Raw genomic sequence first — 23,847 nt, 5'->3', positions numbered from 1 at the left:
TGAGCCAGGATCAAACTCTTCAGTTTAATCTCTGTATTTGTTTCGTATTTCTTAACCCCCGAAAGGGTCGAGTCATACGTCGCTACTCAAAGGAAGTGAGGTATGTGCTTAGACTTGACATCTAAGGTACTTCACTTCTAGTGAGCACTTGATTTCATTGTGCTTGTGACCGAAGTCACTATGCACTCGCATCAAGCGCCCACACTTATCGGTTGTTTAATTGTTAAAGAGCGGTACTACCAAATTCTGTACTACTTACTGCCTGCTCGCTTCGCTACGCCGCTTTCGCTGGCGCCGCGTTGTTTGCAGCAGAGAAACGAGATTATGAAGAAGTTTTTTTCGCTTGTCAAGTCGGCGTCACATACTGCGTTTCGCTTTCTTGCTTGCGACCTCTTCAGGCCTGCCTCTCTTAGCAGCTATCGAAATATCAGGGTTAACCCTAAGTTTTCGGCAGCTGCCAAGCCCAAGACTATAACACGATTTTTGCAGATTGTGCAACTGGCTTTTGCCTAACTTGCTGCAATCCTTGCAATAACCGCGGGGCATTCATTTCTGACTGCTTTGCGGCAGACCTGGCTCGAATCCTCTTGCCCGACCTGTTGTGCTTGCTTGGCTTCGCGGTTCAAAACTGTCCGAACTGCGAAGGAGCGAGACTATAGCACAAGTTTTCTGCGCGTCATGCCGTGCAGCCAAATATTTGTTCCAGATGTCTCCGCGATCTGCCGCGCCCCGCTAGCGGCGCCACTCTTGCGCCACCCACTTGGCTATATAGCTAGAAGACAGGTCATCTCCCTGGCAAGCGCGCGGCCCCGCCTTCTATATATATAGAAGGCGGGGCCGCGGGGGGAGTGGACAAGAACGCCGGGAGGCGTCGCCCATCAGGGGCAAAAGGCTCCGGCTACCAGCGCAGGTAGTCCGCGTCGCGCAAGCGCGCCAGGTCGCGCTTGACTGCGGCTTCGTTCATCAGCCATCTGGGTGCGCCCAGATCCTGCAGCATGTGCTCATCCAGATCGGCAGCCAGATGACGCAGGCGCGCTTCATTGCGGCGCTTGCGATAGGCGGCCGCAAGCCTCGCGATGAATCCCACGCGGGGCGCTGCCAATTCGGCGGACGGCGCCGTGACGGGCTGGGCGGCGGACTGCTGACGATCCCTGGAAATGGCGGCCAGGGCGGAAGAAGACGGGGTGCAAAGCTGTGCGGACATGATGGGCTCCAGGTGTTTATGCACTTTGGTAAGCGTAGTCGCCCAATACTCGGCTGAAAATCGAATTGTTTTGGGGGTATCGGTAAGCTATGATGACCAATCTCTTACTGGGTCCTCTCCATGCGCCTGCCGCTCAGCACCCTCCCCGCCTTCCGCGCCGTGGCCGAATTGCAGAACCTGCGCGCGGCCGCCGAAAGGCTGCATCTGACCCACAGCGCCGTCAGCCAGCAGATCAAGGTGCTCGAAACCCAACTGGGCTTTCCCCTGTTCGAGCGCAGCGGGCGGGGCATCGTCCTGAATTCCGCTGGCGCCGCGCTCTTGTGCAGTGTGCAGGGCGCCATGGCGCTGCTGGATGAAGGGACGATGGCAGCGTCGGCCGCGGCCTCGGGCAGTGAACAACGCTTGCGTGTGTCGGTGCTGCCTTCTTTCGCGCAACGCTGGCTGTTGCCGCGCATGGCGCGGTGGCGCGAGCGCAATCCGGGCCTGACACTGGAAATCGAGACCTCGCAGCAAGTGGTGGATCTGTTGCGCGACGGTTTTCATGCCGCGCTGCGTTTTGGGCGCGGCCCCTGGCCGGGTGTGGAATCGGAGACCTTGTTCGACACGCCCCTGCCCCTGATCGTCCTGGCATCGCCGGAAACCGCGGCGGCGCTCCCCGATCATTCGCCGCAGACGCTCGCGCGCCAACCGTTGCTGGGCGAGCGCGAGCTCTGGCAAACCTGGTTCAGCGCCGCAGGGCTGGACACGCCCATCACGCCGGTGGCCTCCTTCAACGATGCCGGCATGATGATGCAGGCCGCCGAGCAGGGCCTGGGCATCACGCTGGGACGCCAACTGCTGGCCGCGGACGCGCTGTGCTCGGGCCGGCTGGTGCAGATTTCCCCGATCAGCATCGAGTACGAACAGGCGCAGACCTATCACCTGGTCTACCGGCCCAGCCTGCGCGACTGGGCGCCGCTGGTGGAACTGAAGCAGTGGCTGCGCGACGAGCTGGAGATGTCGCGCGAAAACCTGAGCGCCCCCAAGTCCGGCCCCGGCAAGAAAGGCCAGGCAAAAAAAAGGTAAAGCAGCCTCCGCTGCTTTACCTCTACCAAATCGCGGCGCCAGCGGAAACCACGGTCCGCAAGCCGGGATGCGCTACGCACGCAAACACCGGCAGGCGCCGCGGCGGCGGCAGTCACACTTTGCGGCGGGCCTCAGGCCACCTTGCGCGCAGCCGGGCTGGCTGGCCGCATCGTATCGGTTTCATTGAAACGCTGGTGCCAGGAAAACGCTTCTTCGAGCAGATGCGGCGTCTGGCCGCCACGCTCGCAGGCTCGGTCGAAATAGTCCTGCAGGGCGTCGCGGTAGGACGGATGCACGCAGTTCCGGATGACCGCGCGCGCGCGTTCACGCGGCGCCAGGCCGCGCAGATCCGCCAGGCCGCATTCCGTGACCAGGACGTCCACGTCATGCTCGGTGTGGTCGACGTGAGACACCATGGGCACCACGCTGGAGATGTCGCCGTTCTTGGCCATGGACTTGGACACGAAGATCGCGAGGTGCGCGTTGCGCGCGAAGTCGCCCGAACCGCCAATACCATTCATCATGTGGGTGCCGCCCACGTGCGTGGAATTGACGTTGCCGTAGATGTCGAACTCCAGCGCCGTGTTGATGGCGATGATGCCCAGACGGCGCACGATCTCGGGCGCGTTGCTGATCTCTTGCGGGCGCAGCACGATGCGCTCGCGGTAGTGCTCCATGTTGGCCAGGATCTTTTCGTACACGGGCTTGGACACCGTGATCGAAGAGGCCGACGCGAATGCAAGCTTGCCCTGGTCCAGCAGTTCGATGGCGCTGTCCTGCAGCACTTCCGAGTACATCGTCAGGTTCTCGAAGCTGGACGACTCGAAGCCGTGCAGCACCGCGTTGGCGATGGTGCCGATGCCCGCCTGCAAGGGCAGCAGCTCGTTAGTCAGGCGACCGGCGTCGACCTCGCGGCGCAGGAAATCATTGATGTGGCCGGCGATGGCATTGGTTTCCTCGTCGGGCGGCAAGGCATTGGACGGGCTGTCCGGCTCTTGCGTGATGACGATGGCGGCGATCTTGGCCGGATCCACTTCAATGCAGGACTGGCCGATGCGCTGGTCGGGAGAAACCAGGCCGATGGGCTGGCGCGCCGGGCGGGCTTCGGGCACGTAGATATCGTGCAGGCCCTCGATGGCGGCGGGCACGCCCATGTTCAGCTCGATGATGATGACGTCCGCCTGCTGCGCAAAGGAGGCGGAGTTGCCCACCGACATGGTCGGCACGATGGCGCCGGTCTCGGTGATGGCGGCGGCCTCGATGATGGCGACATTGATGGGGCCGATATGGCCCGCGCGCAGCTGTTCGACGGTTTCGGACAGGTGCTGATCGATGAAGGCGATTTCGCCCTGATTGATCTTGCGGCGCAGGGTCGTGTCGACCTGAAACGGCATGCGGCGCGCCAGCGCATTGGCCTGCGCCAGCATCTTGTCCGTGTCATGACCCAGCGACGCGCCGGTGATCAGGGTGATGGAGAGCGGCTCGCGCTCGGCGCGGGCCGCCAGCGCCGCCGGCACCGACTTACAGTCGCCCGCGCGGGTGAAACCGCTCATTCCGACGGTCATGCCGTCCTGTACCAGCAAAGCCGCCTGATCGGCGGAAGTGATCTTGGCGCGCAGCCCAGGGTGGCGGATACGGTCGAGATGCATGGTGTCTCCAGATTCAAGGGCCTACGTGCGGCGGGGCGCGGCATTGCCGCCATGCGCCCAGGCGCCGTCTGACGCGGCGTTTCCCAAGGCTCCAGGGCCGACTCGAGGCGGCCCGGGAACGAATTTTCCGCAGTATAGGAAGGCCGGCTCAAATCTCGTAATGACTTAAAATCATCCAAACAAGTCGCTTTTTTCATCGTTTGAATGTTTTGCGCGCAACGCGCGAGGGAATTCCGGTCCATGGACGTGCGCGCATTGCGGTACTTCGTCGAAACCGTCAGGCACGCCAGCTTCACGCAGGCGGCCAAGACGCTGTTCGTGACGCAGTCGACGGTGAGCAAGATGATCCGCCAGCTGGAAGAAGAGGCCGGCACGCCGCTCTTGATCCGCGACGGCCACACAGCCCGTCCCACCGATACCGGCCGGGTCATGTACCAGCGCGGCCTGCAGGTGCTCGAAACGATGCGCCAACTATCGGAAGAACTGCGCCAGACCGCGGACCTGCGCCGGGGCGCGCTGGAAGTCGGCATCCCGCCCATGATCAACCTGCTGTTCACGCCGGTGGTCAAGCGCTTCCGTGAACTGCATCCGGGCATACACCTGACCCTGCGCGAAGGCACTGGCCAGGCCGTGGAAGGACTGGTGGCGAGCGGGGAACTGGAAGTGGGCGCGACCATACTGCCGATCGCGCCGGACGGCGGCCTGGCCGCCCAGCCCTTCGGCAGCTACCCGATCTGGGTGATCGGCCCGCCCGACGCGCCCTGGGCCGGCAAGACCTCGCTGCCGCTCTCCGCCCTGCGCGACGCCCGCCTCTTGATACCCACGGACGACTTCGCCATGACCCGGCGCTTGCGGCAGGCGTTTGCCGATGCCGGTTTCCAGCCCGGCATCGCGGCCCAGAGCGCGCACTGGGACTTCCTGGTGGCAATGGCTTCGGCGGGCCTGGGCGTGGCGCTACTGCCCGAACCCCTGATGCAGCGCATGAAAACGCGCGGCTTGAGCACCGCCAAGCTGGCCAAGTCCGGCATGCAATGGGAAGTCGGCCATATCTGGCAGCAGTCCGGCTATCTGTCCTATGCCGCCCGCGCCTGGCTGGAGGTATGCGACGCGGTACTGGGCAAGCCCAAAAAGCGGGCCGCGCCGAACGTCCGTGCTGTTTGAGTTGAATCCAAACGTTGACCTCGTAAATATGGTTTGCGGACGCCGCGCCCGGCACGCCCTGCCAGCGGCCTTCCGTCGCCTATCCGGCCCTATTTCTATCCCTGGTCCGCGCCCGCGCGATAGCCGCCGAGCACGCCAAAACAAATAGGGCCGTAGCGCTCGTTTTTGTTGCAACGAATGAGGCGGCGGCTTGCTATGCTCCCGCCTCGAATGCGAGCGACTCGCCCCAGAACATGACACAGACTTCCATTCCCCTGCGCGCGCGGCCTCACCGCGCCCGCGCGTCGATTTTCACGACGCTGACTGCGGCGCTGCTGCTAGTCCTTTTCCTGCTGCCGGCCCATGCCGCGGCGCCGCCCACGCCCGCCGACACGGAAGCGGCGCTGGCAACCGCGCGCAAACAGATCGACGACATCCGCAAGCGCGTTGCCGACGAGACCGATGACGCCACCCTGGTGAAGCAACGCGGCGACGCGCTGGACATCCAGTCCAAGGCCGACGCCGCCGCCGAGGCCTTGACGCCCCAGCTCGCCAGCGTGACGGCCCGCTTGAGCGAACTGGGCACGCCGCCCGAAGGCGTCAAGGAAGCGTCCGACGTTGCGGCCCAGCGCATGCAACTGGACAAGACCAGCCGGGCGCTGGATGCGCAGATCAAGCTGGCCAGGCTGCTGTCCGTGGATGCAGGGCAAACGGCCGAACAGATATCGGCGCAGCGGCGTAAGCAGTTCCAGGCGCGCCTGGGCGAGCGACGCGACTCGTTCCTGTCCGACCAATTCTGGACCGAGTTCCGCGAGGAGTTCCCGCGCGACCTCGAACGGCTGGAAGCGCTGCGCGACGACCTCGCTACCGCGGTCGGCCAGACGCCAAAATGGGGCTGGCTGCTATTGGGCGCGGCGATCGCGCTGACGATCGCCCTGCGTATCGCCATCGGCCGGGTCCTGTTGCGGATAACCGCCACGCGCGTGCCGCCGGGGCGCCTGCGCCGCTCCTTTCTTGCGGTCACGCATGTGGTCCTGGCCGTCGCCACGCCGGGCGTCGTCGCGCTGTTGATCCATATGGGGCTGGACTGGAATTCGCAACTGAGCGACAACACCTCGTCGTTGCTCGCGAACCTGGTGGGAACGGTCTGCTTCGGCGGCTACGTGTCCGGCCTGGGCTATGCGCTCCTGTCCGCGAACCGGCCGTCGTGGCGCCTGCCGCCCGTCAGCGACATCGTGGCGGCGCGCCTGCGCTGGCTGCCCGCCGTGCTGGGCGTGCTGGTGGTGATGATCTGGCTGGCCGAGCGACTGCCGGTGCTCTTGAACGCGAGCCTGACCACCACCATCACGCTGACCGGCATCGTCGCCGTCCTGACCATGGCGATGCTGGGCGCGGTGCTGGCCATCAGCCGCCGGCTGCGGCGCCAGGCCATGCAAGAAAGCGAGACGCCGATCCCGTTCTGGGTCTCGCTGCTGCTGGGAGCGGTGTGGACCGTGCTGATCCTGAGCCTGGCCAGCCTGCTGGCGGGCTATGTGGCGTTCGGCAGTTTCATGGTCAAGCAGGTGCTGTGGGTGCTGATCGTGCTGGCCTCCGCCTATCTGCTGTCGACGCTGATCGAGGACGGCTTCAGCACGCTGCTCGGCACCTCGCACCGCGACGGCGGCGAGCACGAAGCGCCCAGTATGCGCGACCAGGCCGCCGTGCTGCTGTCGGGCGTGGGCCGCGTGGCGGTCGGCCTGCTGGCCGTAATTCTCCTGGCCGCGCCCTTCGGCGAAGCGCCGATGGACCTGCTGCAGCGCTTCGACCAGCTGCGCAAGGGACTCGCCATCGGCGAAGCCCAGATCCGCCCCGGCGCCGTGCTGCAGGCGCTGCTGGTGCTGGCGCTGTCGCTGCTGGCCGTGAAGATGCTCAAGCGCTGGCTGTCCAACCGCTACCTGCCGACGACCGAACTGGACCCGGGCATGCAGCTGTCGGCAGCCACGCTGTTCGGCTATGCAGGTTTCGTGATCGCCGTGGCGCTGTCGCTTTCGGCCGCGGGCATCGGCCTGGAACGCGTGGCGTGGATCGCGAGCGCGCTGTCGGTGGGTATCGGTTTTGGCTTGCAGGCGGTCGTGCAGAACTTCGTGTCCGGCCTGATCCTGCTGGCCGAGCGCCCCGTCAAGGTGGGCGACTGGGTGTCGCTAGGCGGCGTCGAGGGCGACATCCTGCGCATCAACGTGCGCGCCACGGAAATCCAGATGGGGGACCGCTCCACGGTGATCGTGCCGAATTCGGAGTTCGTCACCAAAACCGTACGCAACGTGACCCGCTCGAACCCGCTGGGGCTGGTGCAGATCAAGCTGCCTTTGCCGCTCTCCACCGATGCCGAACAGGTGCGCGAATTGATCCTGCAGGCCTTCTCCGACCACGAAGACGTGTTGGACACGCCCGCGCCCAACGTCTTCCTGGATGGCATCGAAGGCGGCAATCTGGTCTTCAACGCCAAGGGCTACGTGTCCTCCCCCCGGGCGGCCTACGGCGTGCGCAGCGCCCTGCTGTTCACCCTGCTCAAGCGCCTGCATGACGCGGGCCTGGAAGTATCTTCGCCGCCCACCATGCTGCTGGCGTCGGCCCCCCAGCCGGCGGCGGCTCCCCTCGCCGTACCGCCGCCCGCCCAATCCTGAATCATCCCTCCCTTGTCCCGCCCCGCCGGGACGAGCGGGCCCCAGCATCAGCCCGGCGTGTACAGATCGGTATAGGTTCGGTTGCGCAGCGGCGGCGACGCCAGCGCGGCGCTCTGCACGCTGCGCACCGGATAGGCTTGCGCCTCGGGCGCAGGAGGCGCGGGCGGCACAGGCCGGTCAGCCAGGACCGGGCCGCCGGCAGGCGGCGCCGCCTGCGCGACCGCATTGCTGTCGAAGCGGTGATCCGCTGTCGTCAACGCGGGATTGGTGCACAGCCCCTGCGCCACCAGCGCCGCCTTGGTGCGATCGTCGGTCTGGCACAGGATGTCGATGGCCGCGGTCTCCAGACGGCGCGAACGGTCCGCATCCCTGGTCGAGGCGGCCGCCTGCATGGTTCGCTCGAAGTTGCGCCGCAGGCTGCACTTCTGGTCCTCGATCGGGATCGCTATGTTCATGCCGAAGCCGACAACGGCGCCGCCTCCGCCCGCCGAAACCATGCAGCTGTCGGACGAGAAAGAACCGTAGAAACTTTGTCCGCCCAGCGGCGGCACGCTGCGCAGCGTGCTGGACCCGCTGTTGCTGGAGTTGAGCGTGATGCCCTGATTGTTGCCGGCGTTGGTCGATCCCGAGGATGCCGATGTCGTCGCGCTGGAACTGCTGGTCTGGGCGCTGGCGGACACCGCCGCCAGCGACAGGGAAATGGCAAGCACTATGGTCTTCATGATGTCCCCTCGCCCGGACGGCCGAAGCCGTCCGGATAACTGGGTCAGTGATTGAAACCGCCGACATGGCCCACCGGGCCGATGCCGTGTATCGACCCGAACGCACCCACATTCACCGCATGGAACGAACCCGTCGCCGAAGCGCTGGTGTCAGTCTGGGCAAACGTGGCGCTGCCGTTAGCGATGCTGTCGCCCACCATGATGGGCGCGTTGCCCGAGACATGGCCGTACGAATCGCTATTGGCGTACTGGCGCGTGCTGGTGACCACTTGCGTGCCATCGCGGCTGAAGCTGCCGCCCACTTCCGCAACGCCGCCTGTCATGCCGAACGACACCTGGGTGGATGAACCGTAGCCATTGATCTGGGTGGCGGCCACGGAGCTGCCCGTGGAGATGGATGACGCGGTGCCATTGATTGCGCCCGCGTGACCCGTGATTGAGCCACCAGGGTCCGCATAGGCCGAGACAGCGAACAAGGACAACGCGGCGACTGCCATGAGCTTTTTCATTTCAGCTCCTCCTGCTCCGTGCATGCACGGATTCACGATTACCGGCGACCGACCGGCGCGGACCGTTACCGCTCAGCGCCACGCCTGGACAATGACGAAAGGCGTGGGACTTTCGTATTGGTACGGAATGATTGCTCCGTCCTAGGCAAGTCGATATCGCCTAAACGGGCGACCGAGTCCCGATGGACGACACCAAGCTGTAAAACAATCGGCCAGATTTGCGGCGATCTTGCGCGGCGGCCGTGCGTATGGACGAGGGAATCGGCGCAAGCCACGCGGCGCGCGCGCCCGGGTTCAACTTTATGGATGGGAAGGAGGGTGGCCGCCTCGGGCAATTTCCCTAACGCGCACAACGGAAGCGGCAGGGTCCGAAACACGCCCGGCGCGGAAATTTCAGCGATACTACGGCGGCCGGCCGGGCGCTACCCGGCCTCATCTGTTTGGAGACCAGACCATGATCCAGGAGATTGCCAGCATCCATGTCCGCGAAGGACAGGAAGCGCTGTTCGAGGCGGGCGTCGCGCAGGCGAAACCGTTGTTCTTGCGGGCCCGCGGCTGCCACGGCATGGAGCTGTACCGCAGCATCGAACAGCCGCAGCGCTACACGCTGGTCGTGGCTTGGGAAACCGTAGAGAACCACATGGTGGATTTCCGCGAATCCAGCGATTTCCAGGAATGGCGCAAGCTGGTGGCGGGCTTTTTCGTCGAACCGCCCCAGGTGCATCACGAGCAAAAAGTGCTCTGAGCGGCCAGCCTGGCCGCGCCGCGCGCGAGTCAGGACTGTTCAGGCGGATCGTCGTACTTGCGCGCGCTGCCGCGAAACCGATCCGCCGGATATTTCCGCGCATTCTTGACCATCTTGGCCGCCACCGCGTCGGCGATATCGATGCCGAGCTGGTCCGCCAGGGCCACCAGGTACATCTGCACGTCCGCTATTTCGTCCGCGGCGTCCGCCAGCTTCTCGGGCGGCATCTTGCGCGACTCGGCCTCGCTCAGCCACTGGAACAGGGATACGAGTTCGCCCGCCTCTCCGGCCAGCGCCATCGCCAGGTTCTTGGGCGTATGAAAGGGCTGCCACTCCCGCTCTTCGGTAAACCGGCGCACGGCCAGCCGGATATGTTCCAGGTCGGACATCGAAACTCCTAGCCCGCGGCCAGGCGGGAGCTTGCCGCCAGCGCCACGGCCACGGTGGTGCGCACGTCTGCCAGCGCGCGGTGGGTGGGATCCGAGGCGCCGACATGGCGCGCCAGGATTTCCAGCTTGTGCGAGGGCAGCTCCGGCCATGCGCGCCGCGCCAGCGCCAGCGTGCAATGGGTCGAGTTGGCGAACGGCAGGCCGGTCTGGTCCGCCGCCGCGCCCAGGAAGCGCCGGTCAAACGAAGCATTATGGAAAAACACCGGCAGGTCTTCCACGAAATCCAGGAAGGAGGAAAACGCCTGCGCCACCGGCACGCCGTCTCGGTCGACTTCCGCCTGCGTGATGCCGGTCAGGCGGCTGATGAAGGACGGCACCGGTCCGCGCGTGCGCACGACCTGCGTGTACTCCCGCTCAAGCGCGCCTGCCGCGCCCACGCGCACCGCCGCGAACTCCAAGATCTCGCAGGTGGCGGTGGACAGGCCGGTGGTTTCCAAGTCGGCGACGATGAACGGGCCGCGCAATGCCTGCAACGCGGCCGCCAGCGCCTCACTGCCGGCCTTTGCGCCCGTTGCGCGGGCAGGCGCAGCGCCGCTTGCGCGCGGCCGCCGGTAATAGAACGCCACGGCCCTACTCCACCGGCCGCAAGGGCGCGAAGCGGGGCGTGCCGTCGGGCAGCTGACCGAAGAACATATCGGCCGGACGCACCCACAAGCCGCGCTCGTGAGGCCACAGGTGTTCATAGACCACCAGGGACTCCTCGGTTTCGGAGTGGCGGGCGGTGCCCACATAAAGGTAGAGGCCGCCCTTGTAATGGCGGTGCGAGGCGAGAGCCAGTGCTTCGGATTCGGTCATGGTTGGTGGCCGCAAATGGCGCGGCCCGGGCGGAGGGTTCCTGCCCGGGCCTGCGGGTTCAGATCAATACCGTCTTTATAGCGCATCGGCCCGGCGGCGCCGGCTCAGTAGCGCACGTATTGCCGCTCGGCCTGCGGCTGCAACGGTCCATTGGCGGCCGGCCTGGCCCGCAGAGCGGGGGCCATGGGCCTGACCGCGGCGGTGGGCGGCGCGGTGCGCGCAGGCTCTCCTGCCCGCTGCGTGATGTCCTCGGTGACCTCGCCGAGCCTGGCGGACTGGGCCAGCGACACCTCCACCACCTCCGCCATGATTTCAGTCACGCGGCGCGACGATGCGACGATATCGTCCATGGTCGAGCCTGCCGACTGGACCTGGCGCGCGCCGCTCTCGACCTGCTGCACCGACGAAGTGATCAGGTCCTTGATCTCCTTGGCCGCCGCCGCGCTGTTCTGCGCCAGGCTGCGGACCTCGGCCGCGACCACGGCGAAGCCCTTGCCGTGCGAGCCGGCGCGCGCGGCCTCGACGGCGGCGTTCAGCGCCAGGATGTTGGTCTGGAAGGCGATGCCGTCCATGACCCCGATGATTTCCGAAATGCGGCGTGAACTCTGGGTGATGCCGCCCATGGTCTGCACCACTTCCTGCACCGTATGGCCGCCCTGCTCGGCCACGCGACAGGCGTCCAACGCCAGCGTATTGGCCTGGCCCGCGCGTTCGGCGTTTTCGGTCAGCCCCTGGACCGCGACACGCAAGGTCTGGGCGGCGGTAAAGCGCCGCGTGATGTCGGTGGCGTACTTGACGACCTTGACCGGCCGGCCCTCGGCATCGAAGATCGGGTTGTAGCTGGCTTCGATCCAGACCTGGCGGCCGCCCTTGCCGATGCGCAGGTACTGCCCGGTGTCATGCTCGCCGTTGCGCAGCCTGCGCCAGAACTCCTTGTATGCCTCGCCGCGCGCCTCCTCGGGCGGGACGAACATGCTGTGATGACGTCCCTGGATTTCGTCCGCGCGATAGCCCACCGCGCCCAGGAACAGATCGTTGGCGCGGATGATGGTGCCGTCGAGTTCGAACTCGATGATGGCCTGGACCTTGGAGATCGCCGCCAACTGGCCTTCCACGTCCGCCTGCCGCTGCTGCTGCGCGGTGATGTCGACGGCGTACTTGACCACTTTGACCAGCCGATCATGGCGGTCGTAGATCGGGTTGTACGAGGCTTGCAGCCAGACGTCGCTGCCATCCTTGCGGATGCGGCGGTAGCGCCCCGCATCGCGGCCCCCCTGCCGCAACCGGTTCCAGAATTCCGCGTAGGCGGCCGATGCGCGCTCCGCCGGGTCGACGAACATGCGGTGGTGCTGCCCCGCGATCTCGTCCAGCGCGTAGCCCATGGTGTCCAGGAAGTTCGAATTCGCCGCCAGCACGTGGCCGTCCAGGTCGAACTCGATGACGGCCTGGGCGTTGTGGATCGCAGCGATCTGCCCGAGCATGTCTGCCTTCTGCATGCCACGGTCCAGGCGTAGCAGTTGGCTGAGAGTGATCCATTTCATCTTGACGTCTCCTGCCCGGCGTCCGGGTGGTTTGAAGCCGTTCGACCTATCTGCCGCGAGACAAATGGAAATATTTATCTAACAATTTGCAAATATTTAATCTTAAAAATGAGCGGGTCTCAAGATTTTCAAGACACCCATCAAAAAAATAGGGATTCAGCAACACCAGGGTTTATCCGGACTCAAGCCGCGTCCAATTCGCGATATTGGCGGAAAATCCCCTCCCCGAAAGGCAGGCGCCTGCCGCTGTCGAAGTAGGACTGCAATTCCGCCAGCGCCGCCACGCGCGCATGCAACGCCATGACGTTCGGATAACGCACGGCCAGGGTCGCCATGCGTTTCGGAAAGGCGTAGAGCAGGCCGTCCACGAGATGGAACAACGACAGGTCCACATAGGTCCAGCGCTTGCCGCCCGCCAGCCAGGCCTGCGGCCCGCCCAACACCAGTTCGAAGTAGCCCAGGAATTTGGGCATGCGCTCTTCGCGGAAGCAGCGCGCCCGGCGCGCGGCCTCGGTCTTCTGGTCTTCGTAGTACTCGCTGGCGGATATCGGATGATGCGTGTCGTGCGCTTCGGCCACCATGTCGGCGATGGTGAGCTGAAGCTGGTTCACCCACAGCCGCCCTTCCTGCGAGTCCGGCGCCAGGCCGTGCTTTTCGCCCAGGAACAGCAGGATGTTGGCGGTCTGCCCCAGCGTCATCTTGCCCGCGACCAGATATGGCGGCGCGAACGGCGGATGCTTGCGCGCCGAACTCAGGTCCGCCACCAGCGTGCCTTCGTCCGCGCCGGGCTGGCGTGCGCATTCGCGATACGGAATGCCGCCGGCCTCCAGGGCCAGGCGCACGAACTCGCCGCGTCCGGGGATGCCGTCCCAGTACCAAAGGTCATAGGTCATGTCGTCTCCTTCCGTTGATAAGCCCAAGGGCCTGCCGGCGCCGGAACGAGCCGTGCAGACGCCTCAGGCGGGAAACACGCTGACTCCGCCGTCGCGGCCGGCGGCCTGCTGATACTGGCGCGGCGACTGGCCGAAATGCGCGCGGAAATCGCGCGAGAAATGCGCGCCATCCGCAAACCCGCAGTCCAGCGCGATCTGCGTGATGCTGCTGGGATTGTTCAAGAGCAGCCAGCTGCCGTATTCCAGCCGCAATTGCCGCTGGAACGCCATCGGCGACATGCCTGTGGCCAGGCGGAAGGCGCGCTCCAGCTGCCTGCGCCCGACGCCGACGTAGCGCGCAATCGCATCCAGCGGCGGCGGGTTGTCGATACGCTGCTCGATGAAGTGCGCGGCCTGGCGCACGCGCAGATCCTGGATGCCCGACAGGTCCGTGTGGAAATGCGCCTGCGGCACCCGCCCCGGGCGCACGCCTTGCAGCATCATGTGCCGCATCGCCTGCTGGGCCTTGTCGCGCCCGCAATGCCGGGCCACCAGGTACAGCCCCAGGTCGATCGCGGCCGTGGAGCCTGCGCACGAAATCAGGTCGCCTTCATCCACGAACAGCCGGTCCACCACCGCCCGCGTCTGCGGAAAACGTTCGCGAAAGGTGTCCAGCACATTCCAGTGTACGCAGACCGTGCGCGGCCCGATGACGTCGGCCTGCGCCAGCGCGAAGGTGCCGGTGCAGATGCCCAAGAGCCGCACGCGCTGCGCCGCCGCCAGTTGCAGCCAGTCGCGCAGGGGGTCGGGCAGGCGGCCGTTGAAGTAGTCGTTGCCGCCGCAAACCGCTATGTAGTCGAACTGGGCCGGGTCTTCGGGCAGGCCATCGGCCACGTCTATGGTCAGGCCCGCGCTGGAGCAGCGCGGCTTGCCGTCCCAGCTCATGACGCGCCATGCAGTATGGATCTGGCGGCTGCGTCCACCGTGGTCGCCCGCCAGCCGCAACACGTCCACCAATCCGGCAAAGGCGGCCAGCGTGAACTGGTCCAGCAGCACTATACCCACGGTCAGTGCGGGTTTCCCCTGAGGCAGGGCGCTGCACTCACCGTCATAGGAGAAAGACGACGTCGAGGCGGGCATAGCGGTTTCCATGTCGCAATTATTCAAGTTTTTGTCCCAGGCCTTCAAGCTGGTTTTCCCGGGGATCGCCCAAGATGCACCTATGGCTCCGTCCCGCAGCGCCCGCCGGCGCAGGCAGACCGGACCCGATAAATCGACAAGGGGAATCCGACATGGCAACACCTACCCGCCGCGCGCTGCGCGCCGCATTGCTGGGAGCCGGACTGCTGGCCGCCGGCCAGGCGCTGGCCCAGCAGCAGAAGATCACCGTCGCCTGGTACGGCGGCAACTGGGGCGACGCGTTCCGCGCCTGCGTGGCCGAGCCCTACACCAAGGCCACCGGCGTGACTGTGGTGCCCGAAGTGGGCACGTCCACCACCACGCTGGCCAAGCTGCAGCAGCAGAAGGGCGCGCCCACCATAGACGTGGCGTGGATGGACGGCGGCATCAGCGAACTGGCCGCGGAAGCCGGCGTGCTGGACGCATTGGATCCCGCCGGCATTCCCAATCTGAAGAACGTCATCGACCAGGGCGTGTACCGCAATGGCGACAGCGCCTACGCGGTCAGCACCGGCTACTACTCGCTGGGCATCGCCTACAACACCAAGGAAGTGCCTCAGGCGCCCGCCAGCTGGAAGGACTTGTGGAAGCCCGAGTATGCCGGCGCGGTCGCCATTCCTTCGCCGGCGAACTCGTCGGGCGTGCCGTTCATCTTCTTCCTGGCGCGGGTGTTCTCTGTCGATCCTTCCAACCTGGCGCCGCTGTACGCCAAGCTTGCGTCGCTGGACACGGCCTTGTTCTTCGACAGCTCGGGCGCAGCCACCAACGCCTACCAGAGCGGCGAGGCCATCATCGGCGCGCACTTCAACGTGGGCGCCTGGGATCTGATCGACAAGGGACTGCCCATCGGCTTCGCCGTGCCCAAGGAAGGCGCCTGGGCCACGGATGCGCGCCTGCATCTGGTGAAGAACGCGCCGAACAAGGCGGCCGCGCAGAAGTTCATCGACACCGCGCTCACGCCGGATGCCGCCGCCTGCCTGGCCACGCGCCTGTACCTGGGCCCCGCCGTCAAGGATGTGCAGGTGCCGAAGGACGTGGCGCGCAAGCTGCCCTGGGGCGCGGACGGCTCGGTCAAGAACCTGAGCCTGTTCGACTGGAACCTCATCAACAGCCGCCGCGCCGAGGTCACGGACGCCTGGAACCGCCAGGTTGCCCGCAAGCGCTAGACCGGGATAGAACATGTCCGCTTTGCTTACCATTGAAGGCGTGTCGATGCGCTTTGGCGCCTATCAGGCGCTGGACCGCATCGATCTGGAGATCCAACAGGGAGAGTTCGTGGCCCTGCTTGGTCCCAGCGGCTGCGGCAAGACCACGCTGCTGCGTTCGATCGCCGGATTCCTCAGGCCCGAATCGGGCCGCATCCTGATTGAAGGCCAGGACATCAGCCGCCTGGCCGCGCACCACCGGCCGCTGAACACGGTGTTCCAGAACTATGCGCTGTTTCCGCACATGAACGTGCTGGAAAACGTGGCCTATGGCCCGCGGCGCCAGGGCGCGTCGAAGCAGGAAGCGGCCGGGCGCGCCCGGTCGGCGCTGGACATGGTGGGCCTGGCGGACTTCGGTCCGCGCTATCCCCGCGAAATGTCCGGCGGCCAGCAGCAGCGCGTGGCGCTGGCGCGCGCCATCGTGAACCAGCCCAAGCTGCTGTTGCTGGACGAACCGCTGTCGGCGCTGGACCTGAAGCTGCGCAAGCGCATGCAGCTGGAACTCAAGCACCTGCAGGCCAAGCTGGGCATCGCCTTCATCTTCGTCACGCACGACCAGGAAGAAGCCATGACCATGGCCGACCGGGTGGTGGTCATGCATGCGGGCAAGATAGAACAGGTGGGCGGCGGGACCGAGATCTACCGGCATCCCGCCACCCGCTTCGTGGCCGAGTTCATCGGCGACGCCAACTTCATGCCGTACACCGCCAACGGCGATGTGCTGCTGCTGGATGCCCAGGGACTGCGCGTGCCGTTCCCGGGCAAGGCCGCGCCCGCGCGCGGCGTGGCGGTGCTGCGGCCCGAGGATCTGCGCCTGGCCGATGAATCGGCGGCGCTTGCGCTGAACGGCACGGTCACCGACGTCATCAACGTGGGCAGCCACTGCATGATCCACGTGGACATCGGCGGACAGGTCCTGGTGGCGCGCCACGGCGGCATTGCGCCGTCGGGGCTGGGCCCGGGCGCCGCGGCGCGCCTGGCTTTCGCGCCGGAACACCTGCACCTGATCGGTGAACGGCCATGAACGCGCGCGCCTGGCGTTCGCCTGGCCTGCTGCTGGCGGCTCCCGTGCTGTTCTTCGCGGCCTTCTTCCTGGCGCCGCTGGCGGTGGTGGCGCTGGCCAGCATCACCGGCGGCGCCGATGGCTTGACCCCGACCCCGCAGCAGTACCTGCGCGTACTGGGCGACCAATACCACTGGGACGTGATCCTGGTCACCTTCCGGCTGGCTTTCTTCACCACGGTCGCCTGCGTGGTCCTGGGCTATCCGCTGGCCTGGTATCTGGTGCGCGTGGTGCGCTGGCAGGCCTGGCGGCGCTTCTGCGTGATCCTGCTGGTGGTGCCGCTGTTCACCAGCAATATCGTGCGCGCCTTCGGCTGGATGGTGCTGCTGGGCCGCAACGGGCTGGTCAACCAGGCCCTGGTGGGCGCGGGCATCGCCGACCGTCCGATGCGTTTCATCGGCACCGAGCTGGGCATCCTGATCGGCATGGTCTACGTGCTGCTGCCCTTCGTGGTGCTGGCGGTGGGCAATGCGCTGGCGCGGGTCGATCCCGCCTGCGAGCAGGCTTCGGCCGACCTGGGCGCAAGTCCCACGGCGACCTTCTTCCACATCACCTGGCCGCTGACCCTGCCCGGCGTGGTGTCCGGCGCCATCATGGTCTTCACCCTGGCCGTCAGCGCCTACGTGACGCCTGCGCTGCTGTCGGGGGGACGTGTGTCGGTGCTGTCGATGCTGATCTTCCAGCAGTACAGCACGGTGTTCGACTTCCATTACGGCGGCGCGCTGAGCATGGTGCTGCTGGTGTTCACCCTGATCCTGGTGGCGCTTGCCAACCGCGCCGCCGTCCTGCCGGGAGCCGCGCGATGATCGCCCGCAACCTGATCCGCCTGGTCGCCCTGGGGGTACTGGCCTACCTGGCCCTGCCGCTGGTGGTGATCCTGGGTTCCTCGTTCACGTCCACGCCCTACCTGGCGTTTCCGCCCAAGGGCTTCACGCTGGAGTGGTACCGCACGCTGCTGATCGAGGCCGGCTACGTCGCCGCGTTCACGACCAGCACGGTGCTGGCGCTGGCGGCCACGGCCGCGGCCGTGCTGCTGACGGTGCCGGCCGCGCTGGCGGTGGCGCGCTACGAGTTCCCGGGCAAGGCCGCGCTGACCTCGGTGCTGATGTCGCCGCTGGTGCTGCCGCACATCGTGCTGGGCGCGGCGCTGCTGCAATACGGCGCGTACTTCGGCCTGACGCGCAGCTTCCTGTCCCTGCTGATCGGGCACATCGTCATCATCGCACCCTTCGTGCTGCGGTCCACGCTGACCCTGCTGACGCCGGAGCAGCGCGCGCTGGAAGAAGCCTCGGCCGACCTGGGCGCGAACCCGTGGACGACCTTCTTCCTGGTGGTGCTGCCGCAGATCCGTCCAGGCATCGTCACCGGTTCGATCTTCGCGTTCATCTCTTCCTGGATCAACGTGGAGCTGTCGATTTTCAACACCACGGCGGACTTGAACACCATCCCCGTGAAGCTCTTCAACTACGTGCAATACACGATAGATCCGACCATCGCAGCCGTATCGGGCGCCACGATCGTGGTTGCGGTGATCGCCATCGTCATCCTGGATTTGACCGTCGGGCTGGACATGCTGTCCGAACGCGGCAAATAACCTTTCTTCCCTACCTTACCTGTCTGGAGTCACAGTCATGCGCAAGCAAGACGCGTTCGATGTCATCTATACCCATACCGAAGGCGAGCCCCTGTGCATCGTGCATAGCGGCATCCCCTACCCCGCCGGCTCCACCATCCTGGAGAAGCGCGCCTTCCTGGAGCAGAACTACGACTGGCTGCGCAAGGCGCTGATGCGCGAGCCGCGCGGCCACAAGGACATGTTCGGCGTGTTCCTCACGCCGCCGTCCAGCCCCGAATACGATGCGGGCCTGATCTACATCGACGGCACCGAGTATTCGCACATGTGCGGCCACGGCACCATCGCGGTCAGCATGGCCATGGTGGCCAACGGCCTGGTGCCCCGCGGCAAGGACGGCATCACCAAGATCCGCTTTGAAACCACCGCCGGCCTGGTCGTGTCGGAAGTGGCTTCCGAGGGCGACAACGTGCTGTGGACGCGCTTCGAGAACGTGCCTGCCTACGTGGCCGCGCAGGACATTCCGGTGGAATTGCCCGGCTACGGCAAGCTGTCGGCCGACATCGTCTGGGGCGGCAATTACTTCGGCATCGTCGACCTGTCGGGCTGCGACCTGCGCATCTCGCCGGACAACGGCACGGAGCTGTCGCGCATGGGCCTGATCGTGCGCGACCAGCTCAATGCCCGCCACCGCATCCAGCACCCGACCGAGGCCCACATCAACAACCTGAACTTCATCACCTTCTGGCACCAGCCGACCATCGAAGGCGCGTTCTACAAGAACGTGCACGTTTTCAGCGCCGGCCAGCTGGACCGTTCGCCCGGCGGCACCGGCACCAGCGCGATGATGGCCATGTTCGAAGCGCGCGGCAAGATGGGCTTGAACCAGCCGATCAAGTCGGAAGGCCTGCTGGGCAGCGGCGTGTTCGAAGGCTGCCTGCTGGGCGAGGTGGACCTGAACGGCACCCGCGCCGTGCGTCCCACGGTCAAGGGCACGGCCAGCATCCTGGGCACGGCGCGCTGGGTGATCGACAAGAACGACCCGGTCGGCGCAGGCTTCCTCATCCGCTAAGGTGTTGCCCCCACGCCGCGCGCACTAGGTGCGCTAGCTGCCCCCAGGGGGGCCCTTTCGCCTTGGGGCGGCCCGGCGGCGAAAGGCCCCTCGCGCGGCGGGCTTACCTATTCCCGAGCCGCATCCTCCAGGATCATCTCCGCGCCGCGCTCCGCAACCATCATGACGGCGCCCTGCGTGTTGCCAGACACCATCTTCGGCATCACCGAGGCATCCACCACGCGCAGGCCGGACAGGCCGTTCACCCGCAGGCGCACGTCGGTGACTGCGGCAGCGTCAGAACCCATGCGGCAGGTGCCTATCGGGTGGTAGATGGTCTGGCCATTGCGCCGCGCGAAGTCCAGCCATTCGTCGTAGCTGTCCACCGCCGCGCCGGGGCTGATCTCCGATTCGACATAGCGCCGCATGGCCGGCTGGCCGACGATGCGCCGGGCCGCCTGCATGCCGCCCACCAGGCTGTCGCGGTCCACCTGGGCGGACAGGAAGTTGGGGCGGATCGCCGGTCCCGCCTGCGGATCCGCCGACTTGATGTGGATGGATCCGACCGACTCGGGCCGCAGCTGCGCCACGCCTATCGTCATGCCGGGATGCCGGTCGAGGATGCGTTCGGCCGCATTGGCGTAGCTGGCGTGCACGAAGAAGTACTGCACATCGGGCGCGGGCAGGTCCGGCGCGCTTTTCACGAAGCCGTGCACCAGCCCCGTGCCCAGGGTCAGGATGCCCTTGTGGCTGGCGTAATAGCGCGCCACCTGCTGCGCCAGGCGCCAGCCGCGCGACATCTCGTTCAGCGTCACCGTGCCCTTCACCCGCCAGTTCATGCGGGTGGCGAAGTGGTCGATGTAGTTCTCGCCCACCTGCGGCTGCGCCAGCACCGGCGCGATGCCGAATGACTGCAGCAAGGCGGGATTGCCAACGCCGGACAGCTCCAGCAGTTGCGGCGACTGCACCGCGCCCATGCACAGCAGCGTCTCGCGCCGCGCGCGCACGATGTGCTCCCGTCCGTTCTTGCGATAGGCCACGCCCACGCAGCGCTTGCCCTCGAACACCAGCCGCGTCACGTGCGCGCCGCATTCCACGCTGAGATTCCTGCGGCCCGAGGCGGGCTTCAAGTACCCGTCCACCACGCTCCAGCGCCTGCCCCGATGCTGCAGCACCTGGTAGTAGCCCACGCCCTCCTGGCTGCCGCCGTTGTAGTCGGGATTCAAGGGCTGGCCGTCTTCTTGCGCTGCCTGCAGAAAGGCATCCGATATGGGAAAGCGTTCGGCGACTTCTTCCAGATGCATGGGGCCGTTCTTGCCGCGGCTGGCGTCGCCGGGTTCGTAGCATTCGATCTTGCGGAAGATGCGCTCGGCCTGGTTATACCCCCAGCCGGTCGCGCCCGCCGCCTCCCAGCCGTCGTAATCCTGCGGCTGGCCCCGGACGTAGATCATGCCGTTGATCAGCGTCGACCCGCCCACGCCCTTGCCGCGCGGCACGGCGATGCTGCGGCCATGGACGTTGTCTTCAGGCTCGGTGGCGAAGCGCCAGTTGTATTCCGGGTTCACCAGCAGCTTGGAAAAGCCCGCCGGGATCGAGATCCACATGCTGCGGGCTTCATGCCCGGCCTCCAGCATCAGCACGCGGTATTTGCCGTCGGCGCTCAGGCGGTTGGCCAGGATGCAACCCGCCGTGCCACCCCCGGCAATGATGAAGTCGTAGTCGCTCATACCCGTCAGCGTCCTGCGTCGGCCGGCTGGTCCGCCGCCACGCCCAGCATCTGCGCCATCAGCTCGATCTGGCAGGCCAGCATCGGCGCGCCGTAGTGCACCTTGCAGCCGCGGGCCTGCGCCGCCAGCAGCAAGGCCGTGTCCTTGGGTTGCATGATGACTTCGCAGACCAGTTGGTCCGGCGTCAGGCGGCTGGCGTCCAGCGGCAAGGCATCGTCCGGCTTCATGCCCAGCGAAGTGCCGTTGACCACCAGGTCATGCCCCGAGGGGTCGGCCGTGCCCACATCGATCCGGGCGCCGGGATGCAGCGACAGGATGCGCGCCTTCAGATCCTCGGCCTTGGCCGTGGTGCGGTTGGCGATGGTCAGCCGCGACACGCCGGCCTGGACCAGCGCGAAACCGATAGCGTTGGCCGCGCCGCCCGCCCCCGCCAGATAGGCGCTCTTGCCCTGCGGCGACACGCCCGCGCTTTGCAGGCCGCGCACGAATCCCTCGCCGTCCAGCATGTGCGCCACCAGCTTGCCGTCGGCCTCGCGGCGCACCACGTTGGCCGCGCCGATCTTGCGCGCCACGGGGGTGGCGTCGTCCACCAGGTCCAGTATCGCGGTCTTGTGCGGCACCGTGACGATGACGCCGCCCAGGTTCTCCAGCCGCCGCAGCCCGGCGACCACCTCCGCCAGGTTGTCCGGCCGGGCGTGGAACGGCACGCACACGCCGTCGAAGCCGATGGCGGCGAAATGCTCGTTCATGCGCTGCGGCGTCTTCACGTGGTGGATGGGATCGGCCAGGATGCCGAACAGGCGCGTGGTGCCGGTGATTTCCTTCATGTCTGTCTCCATGTCTCAGGGCCGGAGCGTGGCGCGCGCGACGTCGGCGATGCCGTCCGCGTCCAGCTTGTAGTGCGCATACAGGGTGGTGGGCGGCGCGATCAGGCTGTATTCATCGTAGACGCCATGGCGGCGCAGGCGCGTGCCTGTGCCCGCGTCGGCCAGCACCTCGGCCACGGCCGAGCCCAGCCCGCCCAGCACGTTGTGCTCTTCCACCGTCATCAGCACGCGGGACTTGCCTGCCGCGGCCAGCACGGCGTCGCGGTCCAGGGGCTTGATAGTGGGCATGTCTATCACGCCCACCGACAATCCTTCACCGCGCAGCTGCTCGGCGGCGGCCAGGGCCGCGTGCACGGTGATGCCGCAGGCGATGATGTTCAGGTCCGAGCCGCTGGAATGGACGATGGCGCGGCCGAACTCGAACGGCACGCCATCTTCGTAAACCTGCGGGTCGCGGCCGCGGCCGATGCGGAAGTAGATCGGCTCGGGCCAGTCCACCGATGCCTTGATGGCGGATGCCAGCTGCGGACCGTCGGCAGGCGAAACCACCGTCAGGCCCGCCAGCGCCCGCATCGTCGAGATATCTTCGGTGGCGTGGTGCGAGGTGCCGTAAAAGCCCAGGCTGATGCCGGTGTGGTGGCCGATCAGGCGCACGGGCAGCTTGGTATACGCCACGTCCATGCGGATCTGTTCGCAGCACAGAAGACCCAGGAAGGACGCGAAGGTCGCGACGAAGGGCATCATGCCCGTGGTCGCCAGGCCTGCCGCGGCCGACACCATGTTCTGCTCGGAAATGCCGAACTGCACATAGCGGTCGGGATAGGCCTGGGCAAAGCGGTTCAGGCCGTTGGAGTACTGCAGGTCGGCCGAACCCGCGACCACCGGATGGCCGGCCGCAGCCAATTCGATCAGCGCGTCGGAAAGATAGGACAGCCCGGGGTTCACCGCGTTCAGTGCGCGGTACTGCCAGGAATCGGGAGAGAGAACTTGTGCCTGTGCCATTCAGATCTCGCGGGAAAGGATTTCTTCGACGGCGCTTTGCGCATCTTGCGGCGCCAGATAGCCCAGGTGCCAGCCCGGCTCGGTTTCCATGTAGGAGACGCCCTTGCCCTTGATGGTCTTTGCTATCACGCAGGCCGGCCTGGCGCGCGATTCGTCCGCGCGCAGGCGGCGCAGCAAGGCGGTCAGTTCCGCCAGGTCATGGCCGTCCACTTCGTGCACCTCCCAACCAAAGGCCTGCCATTTTTCCTTCAGCGATTCCACGCCCATGACGTCGTCGACCTTGCCGTCCAGCTGGTAGCCGTTGCGGTCGACGATGGCGACCAGGCGCGACAGGCGGTTGTGGGCGGCAAAGAGCGCCGCCTCCCAGACCTGGCCTTCCTGCATCTCGCCATCGCCCAGCAGCACGAAGACGTTGAAGTCGCGCCCGCTCATGCGCCCGCCCACCGCCATGCCCACGCCATTGGACAAGGCATGGCCGATGGAACCCGAGCTGAAATCCACGCCCGGCACCTTGCTCATGTCGGGATGGTCCCCCAGCGGGCTGCCCAGGCGGGTGTAGCCGTCCAGCAGTTCGCGGGCAATGAAGCCATGGTCGGCCAACACCGGGAACAGGCCCACCGCCGCATGGCCCTTGCCCATCAGGAAGCGGTCGCGGTCGGGCCACTGAGGCTCGCCCGGACGCAGCCGCATCACGTCGTAGTACAGCGCGGCGAAGATTTCCGCGCACGAGAACACCGAGCTGTAATGCCCGACCTTGGCGATCTCGATCAACCTGATGGTCTCCAGCCGGATGTGGCGGGCCTTTTCCCGCAGCAGCCCGACCTCCCCTTCGGTGGGGACCTCCCTGTCACTCCTCATGGCGCTTC

Annotated in this window: 23 protein-coding genes; 9 read left to right on the top strand and 14 right to left on the bottom strand. The window is 66.1% G+C overall.

The window, feature by feature from the left end:
- Positions 1–898: 898 nt before the first annotated feature.
- Positions 899–1,204, bottom strand: coding sequence for a hypothetical protein (locus tag IB268_RS31030; protein ID WP_225588913.1), 306 nt, complete (start codon positions 1,202–1,204; stop codon positions 899–901).
- A 120-nt stretch (positions 1,205–1,324) separates the two neighbouring features.
- Here IB268_RS31030 and IB268_RS08420 point away from each other — a divergent pair, with 120 nt between their 5' ends.
- Positions 1,325–2,269 carry a LysR substrate-binding domain-containing protein gene (locus IB268_RS08420; protein WP_119450664.1) on the top strand — a complete coding sequence of 315 codons (945 nt, stop codon included), beginning with the start codon at positions 1,325–1,327 and terminating at the stop codon, positions 2,267–2,269.
- Between the two features lie 131 nt (positions 2,270–2,400).
- On the opposite strand, the gene IB268_RS08415 is transcribed toward IB268_RS08420, so the two are convergent.
- Positions 2,401–3,918: an acetyl-CoA hydrolase/transferase family protein gene (locus IB268_RS08415; RefSeq protein ID WP_192354067.1), complete on the bottom strand. Its 1,518-nt coding sequence runs from the start codon at positions 3,916–3,918 to the stop codon at positions 2,401–2,403.
- Between the two features lie 240 nt (positions 3,919–4,158).
- On the opposite strand from IB268_RS08415, the gene IB268_RS08410 reads away from it, so the two are divergent.
- A complete protein-coding gene (locus IB268_RS08410; protein ID WP_054457796.1) occupies positions 4,159–5,079 on the top strand; it encodes a LysR family transcriptional regulator in 921 nt (306 codons plus the stop codon).
- Between the two features lie 233 nt (positions 5,080–5,312).
- The gene (locus IB268_RS08405; protein WP_054457797.1) at positions 5,313–7,721 is read left to right on the top strand and encodes a DUF3772 domain-containing protein; all 2,409 of its coding nucleotides are present in this window, start codon (positions 5,313–5,315) and stop codon (positions 7,719–7,721) included.
- Between the two features lie 47 nt (positions 7,722–7,768).
- On the opposite strand, the gene IB268_RS08400 is transcribed toward IB268_RS08405, so the two are convergent.
- Together IB268_RS08400 and IB268_RS08395 are read right to left on the bottom strand one after the other, a co-directional pair.
- Complete coding sequence (locus IB268_RS08400) at positions 7,769–8,443, bottom strand: hypothetical protein (protein WP_119450660.1); 675 nt, start codon at positions 8,441–8,443, stop codon at positions 7,769–7,771.
- Between the two features lie 44 nt (positions 8,444–8,487).
- The gene (locus IB268_RS08395) at positions 8,488–8,952 is read right to left on the bottom strand and encodes a hypothetical protein (protein ID WP_119450659.1); all 465 of its coding nucleotides are present in this window, start codon (positions 8,950–8,952) and stop codon (positions 8,488–8,490) included.
- A gap of 454 nt (positions 8,953–9,406) precedes the next feature.
- Here IB268_RS08395 and IB268_RS08390 point away from each other — a divergent pair, with 454 nt between their 5' ends.
- Complete coding sequence (locus IB268_RS08390) at positions 9,407–9,697, top strand: antibiotic biosynthesis monooxygenase (protein WP_054457800.1); 291 nt, start codon at positions 9,407–9,409, stop codon at positions 9,695–9,697.
- 29 nt (positions 9,698–9,726) lie between these two features.
- Here the strand turns inward: IB268_RS08390 and IB268_RS08385 are convergent, their stop codons facing one another.
- From IB268_RS08385 to IB268_RS08360, 6 genes are all read right to left on the bottom strand, one after another.
- Positions 9,727–10,086, bottom strand: a complete 360-nt coding sequence (locus IB268_RS08385) for a nucleotide pyrophosphohydrolase (protein ID WP_054457801.1) — start codon at positions 10,084–10,086, stop codon at positions 9,727–9,729.
- Positions 10,087–10,094: 8 nt separating this feature from the next.
- Positions 10,095–10,712: a PolC-type DNA polymerase III gene (locus IB268_RS08380; protein ID WP_119450657.1), complete on the bottom strand. Its 618-nt coding sequence runs from the start codon at positions 10,710–10,712 to the stop codon at positions 10,095–10,097.
- A 4-nt stretch (positions 10,713–10,716) separates the two neighbouring features.
- Positions 10,717–10,941 (bottom strand): DUF1653 domain-containing protein, encoded by a 225-nt coding sequence (locus IB268_RS08375; RefSeq protein ID WP_054457802.1) that lies wholly within the window; start codon positions 10,939–10,941, stop codon positions 10,717–10,719.
- 104 nt (positions 10,942–11,045) lie between these two features.
- The gene (locus tag IB268_RS08370) at positions 11,046–12,482 is read right to left on the bottom strand and encodes a methyl-accepting chemotaxis protein (RefSeq protein WP_192354066.1); all 1,437 of its coding nucleotides are present in this window, start codon (positions 12,480–12,482) and stop codon (positions 11,046–11,048) included.
- Between the two features lie 182 nt (positions 12,483–12,664).
- On the bottom strand, positions 12,665–13,375 hold the full coding sequence (locus IB268_RS08365) for a glutathione S-transferase (protein ID WP_175214323.1): 711 nt from the start codon (positions 13,373–13,375) through the stop codon (positions 12,665–12,667).
- A gap of 63 nt (positions 13,376–13,438) precedes the next feature.
- A complete protein-coding gene (locus IB268_RS08360; RefSeq protein ID WP_225590506.1) occupies positions 13,439–14,494 on the bottom strand; it encodes a GlxA family transcriptional regulator in 1,056 nt (351 codons plus the stop codon).
- A 152-nt stretch (positions 14,495–14,646) separates the two neighbouring features.
- Between IB268_RS08360 and IB268_RS08355 the strand changes: the two genes are divergently transcribed.
- The 5 genes from IB268_RS08355 to IB268_RS08335 are packed head-to-tail and all read left to right on the top strand — an operon-like array spanning position 14,647 to position 19,446.
- Positions 14,647–15,699: an ABC transporter substrate-binding protein gene (locus tag IB268_RS08355; RefSeq protein WP_054457805.1), complete on the top strand. Its 1,053-nt coding sequence runs from the start codon at positions 14,647–14,649 to the stop codon at positions 15,697–15,699.
- Between the two features lie 13 nt (positions 15,700–15,712).
- Positions 15,713–16,762 (top strand): ABC transporter ATP-binding protein, encoded by a 1,050-nt coding sequence (locus IB268_RS08350; RefSeq protein ID WP_175214324.1) that lies wholly within the window; start codon positions 15,713–15,715, stop codon positions 16,760–16,762.
- On the top strand, positions 16,759–17,607 hold the full coding sequence (locus IB268_RS08345) for an ABC transporter permease (RefSeq protein ID WP_192354065.1): 849 nt from the start codon (positions 16,759–16,761) through the stop codon (positions 17,605–17,607). Before IB268_RS08350 ends, IB268_RS08345 begins: the two co-directional genes overlap by 4 nt.
- On the top strand, positions 17,604–18,395 hold the full coding sequence (locus IB268_RS08340; RefSeq protein WP_054457808.1) for an ABC transporter permease: 792 nt from the start codon (positions 17,604–17,606) through the stop codon (positions 18,393–18,395). The genes IB268_RS08345 and IB268_RS08340 overlap by 4 nt, the downstream gene beginning before the upstream one ends.
- A gap of 37 nt (positions 18,396–18,432) precedes the next feature.
- Positions 18,433–19,446: a proline racemase family protein gene (locus IB268_RS08335; RefSeq protein ID WP_054457809.1), complete on the top strand. Its 1,014-nt coding sequence runs from the start codon at positions 18,433–18,435 to the stop codon at positions 19,444–19,446.
- A gap of 107 nt (positions 19,447–19,553) precedes the next feature.
- On the opposite strand, the gene IB268_RS08330 is transcribed toward IB268_RS08335, so the two are convergent.
- The 4 genes from IB268_RS08330 to IB268_RS08315 are packed head-to-tail and all read right to left on the bottom strand — an operon-like array spanning position 19,554 to position 23,839.
- Complete coding sequence (locus tag IB268_RS08330; protein WP_192354064.1) at positions 19,554–21,152, bottom strand: GMC family oxidoreductase; 1,599 nt, start codon at positions 21,150–21,152, stop codon at positions 19,554–19,556.
- Positions 21,153–21,157: 5 nt separating this feature from the next.
- The gene (locus IB268_RS08325) at positions 21,158–21,979 is read right to left on the bottom strand and encodes a shikimate dehydrogenase (protein WP_119450651.1); all 822 of its coding nucleotides are present in this window, start codon (positions 21,977–21,979) and stop codon (positions 21,158–21,160) included.
- A gap of 15 nt (positions 21,980–21,994) precedes the next feature.
- Complete coding sequence (locus IB268_RS08320; protein WP_192354063.1) at positions 21,995–22,981, bottom strand: transketolase family protein; 987 nt, start codon at positions 22,979–22,981, stop codon at positions 21,995–21,997.
- Positions 22,982–23,839: a transketolase gene (locus IB268_RS08315; RefSeq protein WP_054457813.1), complete on the bottom strand. Its 858-nt coding sequence runs from the start codon at positions 23,837–23,839 to the stop codon at positions 22,982–22,984. It abuts the gene before it with no gap.
- Positions 23,840–23,847: the final 8 nt, after the last annotated feature.

Origin of the sequence: Achromobacter sp. ACM01, from assembly GCF_014851745.1 — a bacterium.
Classification (GTDB): Bacteria; Pseudomonadota; Gammaproteobacteria; order Burkholderiales; family Burkholderiaceae_B; genus Achromobacter; species Achromobacter aegrifaciens.
Note: the sequence above shows the minus strand (reverse complement) of the source record. Positions and strands in the feature narration are given on the sequence as shown.

Coding starts and splice junctions, on each gene's coding strand:
- IB268_RS08375 (WP_054457802.1), bottom strand. CDS start 10,941: ATGACCGAATCCGAAGCACTGGCTCTCGCCTCGCACCGCCATTACAAG.
- IB268_RS08395 (WP_119450659.1), bottom strand. CDS start 8,952: ATGAAAAAGCTCATGGCAGTCGCCGCGTTGTCCTTGTTCGCTGTCTCG.
- IB268_RS08415 (WP_192354067.1), bottom strand. CDS start 3,918: ATGCATCTCGACCGTATCCGCCACCCTGGGCTGCGCGCCAAGATCACT.
- IB268_RS08420 (WP_119450664.1), top strand. CDS start 1,325: ATGCGCCTGCCGCTCAGCACCCTCCCCGCCTTCCGCGCCGTGGCCGAA.
- IB268_RS08405 (WP_054457797.1), top strand. CDS start 5,313: ATGACACAGACTTCCATTCCCCTGCGCGCGCGGCCTCACCGCGCCCGC.
- IB268_RS08360 (WP_225590506.1), bottom strand. CDS start 14,494: ATGCCCGCCTCGACGTCGTCTTTCTCCTATGACGGTGAGTGCAGCGCC.
- IB268_RS08330 (WP_192354064.1), bottom strand. CDS start 21,152: ATGAGCGACTACGACTTCATCATTGCCGGGGGTGGCACGGCGGGTTGC.
- IB268_RS08400 (WP_119450660.1), bottom strand. CDS start 8,443: ATGAAGACCATAGTGCTTGCCATTTCCCTGTCGCTGGCGGCGGTGTCC.
- IB268_RS08315 (WP_054457813.1), bottom strand. CDS start 23,839: ATGAGGAGTGACAGGGAGGTCCCCACCGAAGGGGAGGTCGGGCTGCTG.
- IB268_RS08390 (WP_054457800.1), top strand. CDS start 9,407: ATGATCCAGGAGATTGCCAGCATCCATGTCCGCGAAGGACAGGAAGCG.
- IB268_RS08350 (WP_175214324.1), top strand. CDS start 15,713: ATGTCCGCTTTGCTTACCATTGAAGGCGTGTCGATGCGCTTTGGCGCC.
- IB268_RS08345 (WP_192354065.1), top strand. CDS start 16,759: ATGAACGCGCGCGCCTGGCGTTCGCCTGGCCTGCTGCTGGCGGCTCCC.
- IB268_RS08355 (WP_054457805.1), top strand. CDS start 14,647: ATGGCAACACCTACCCGCCGCGCGCTGCGCGCCGCATTGCTGGGAGCC.
- IB268_RS08365 (WP_175214323.1), bottom strand. CDS start 13,375: ATGACCTATGACCTTTGGTACTGGGACGGCATCCCCGGACGCGGCGAG.
- IB268_RS31030 (WP_225588913.1), bottom strand. CDS start 1,204: ATGTCCGCACAGCTTTGCACCCCGTCTTCTTCCGCCCTGGCCGCCATT.
- IB268_RS08340 (WP_054457808.1), top strand. CDS start 17,604: ATGATCGCCCGCAACCTGATCCGCCTGGTCGCCCTGGGGGTACTGGCC.
- IB268_RS08325 (WP_119450651.1), bottom strand. CDS start 21,979: ATGAAGGAAATCACCGGCACCACGCGCCTGTTCGGCATCCTGGCCGAT.
- IB268_RS08410 (WP_054457796.1), top strand. CDS start 4,159: ATGGACGTGCGCGCATTGCGGTACTTCGTCGAAACCGTCAGGCACGCC.
- IB268_RS08335 (WP_054457809.1), top strand. CDS start 18,433: ATGCGCAAGCAAGACGCGTTCGATGTCATCTATACCCATACCGAAGGC.
- IB268_RS08320 (WP_192354063.1), bottom strand. CDS start 22,981: ATGGCACAGGCACAAGTTCTCTCTCCCGATTCCTGGCAGTACCGCGCA.
- IB268_RS08370 (WP_192354066.1), bottom strand. CDS start 12,482: ATGAAATGGATCACTCTCAGCCAACTGCTACGCCTGGACCGTGGCATG.
- IB268_RS08385 (WP_054457801.1), bottom strand. CDS start 10,086: ATGTCCGACCTGGAACATATCCGGCTGGCCGTGCGCCGGTTTACCGAA.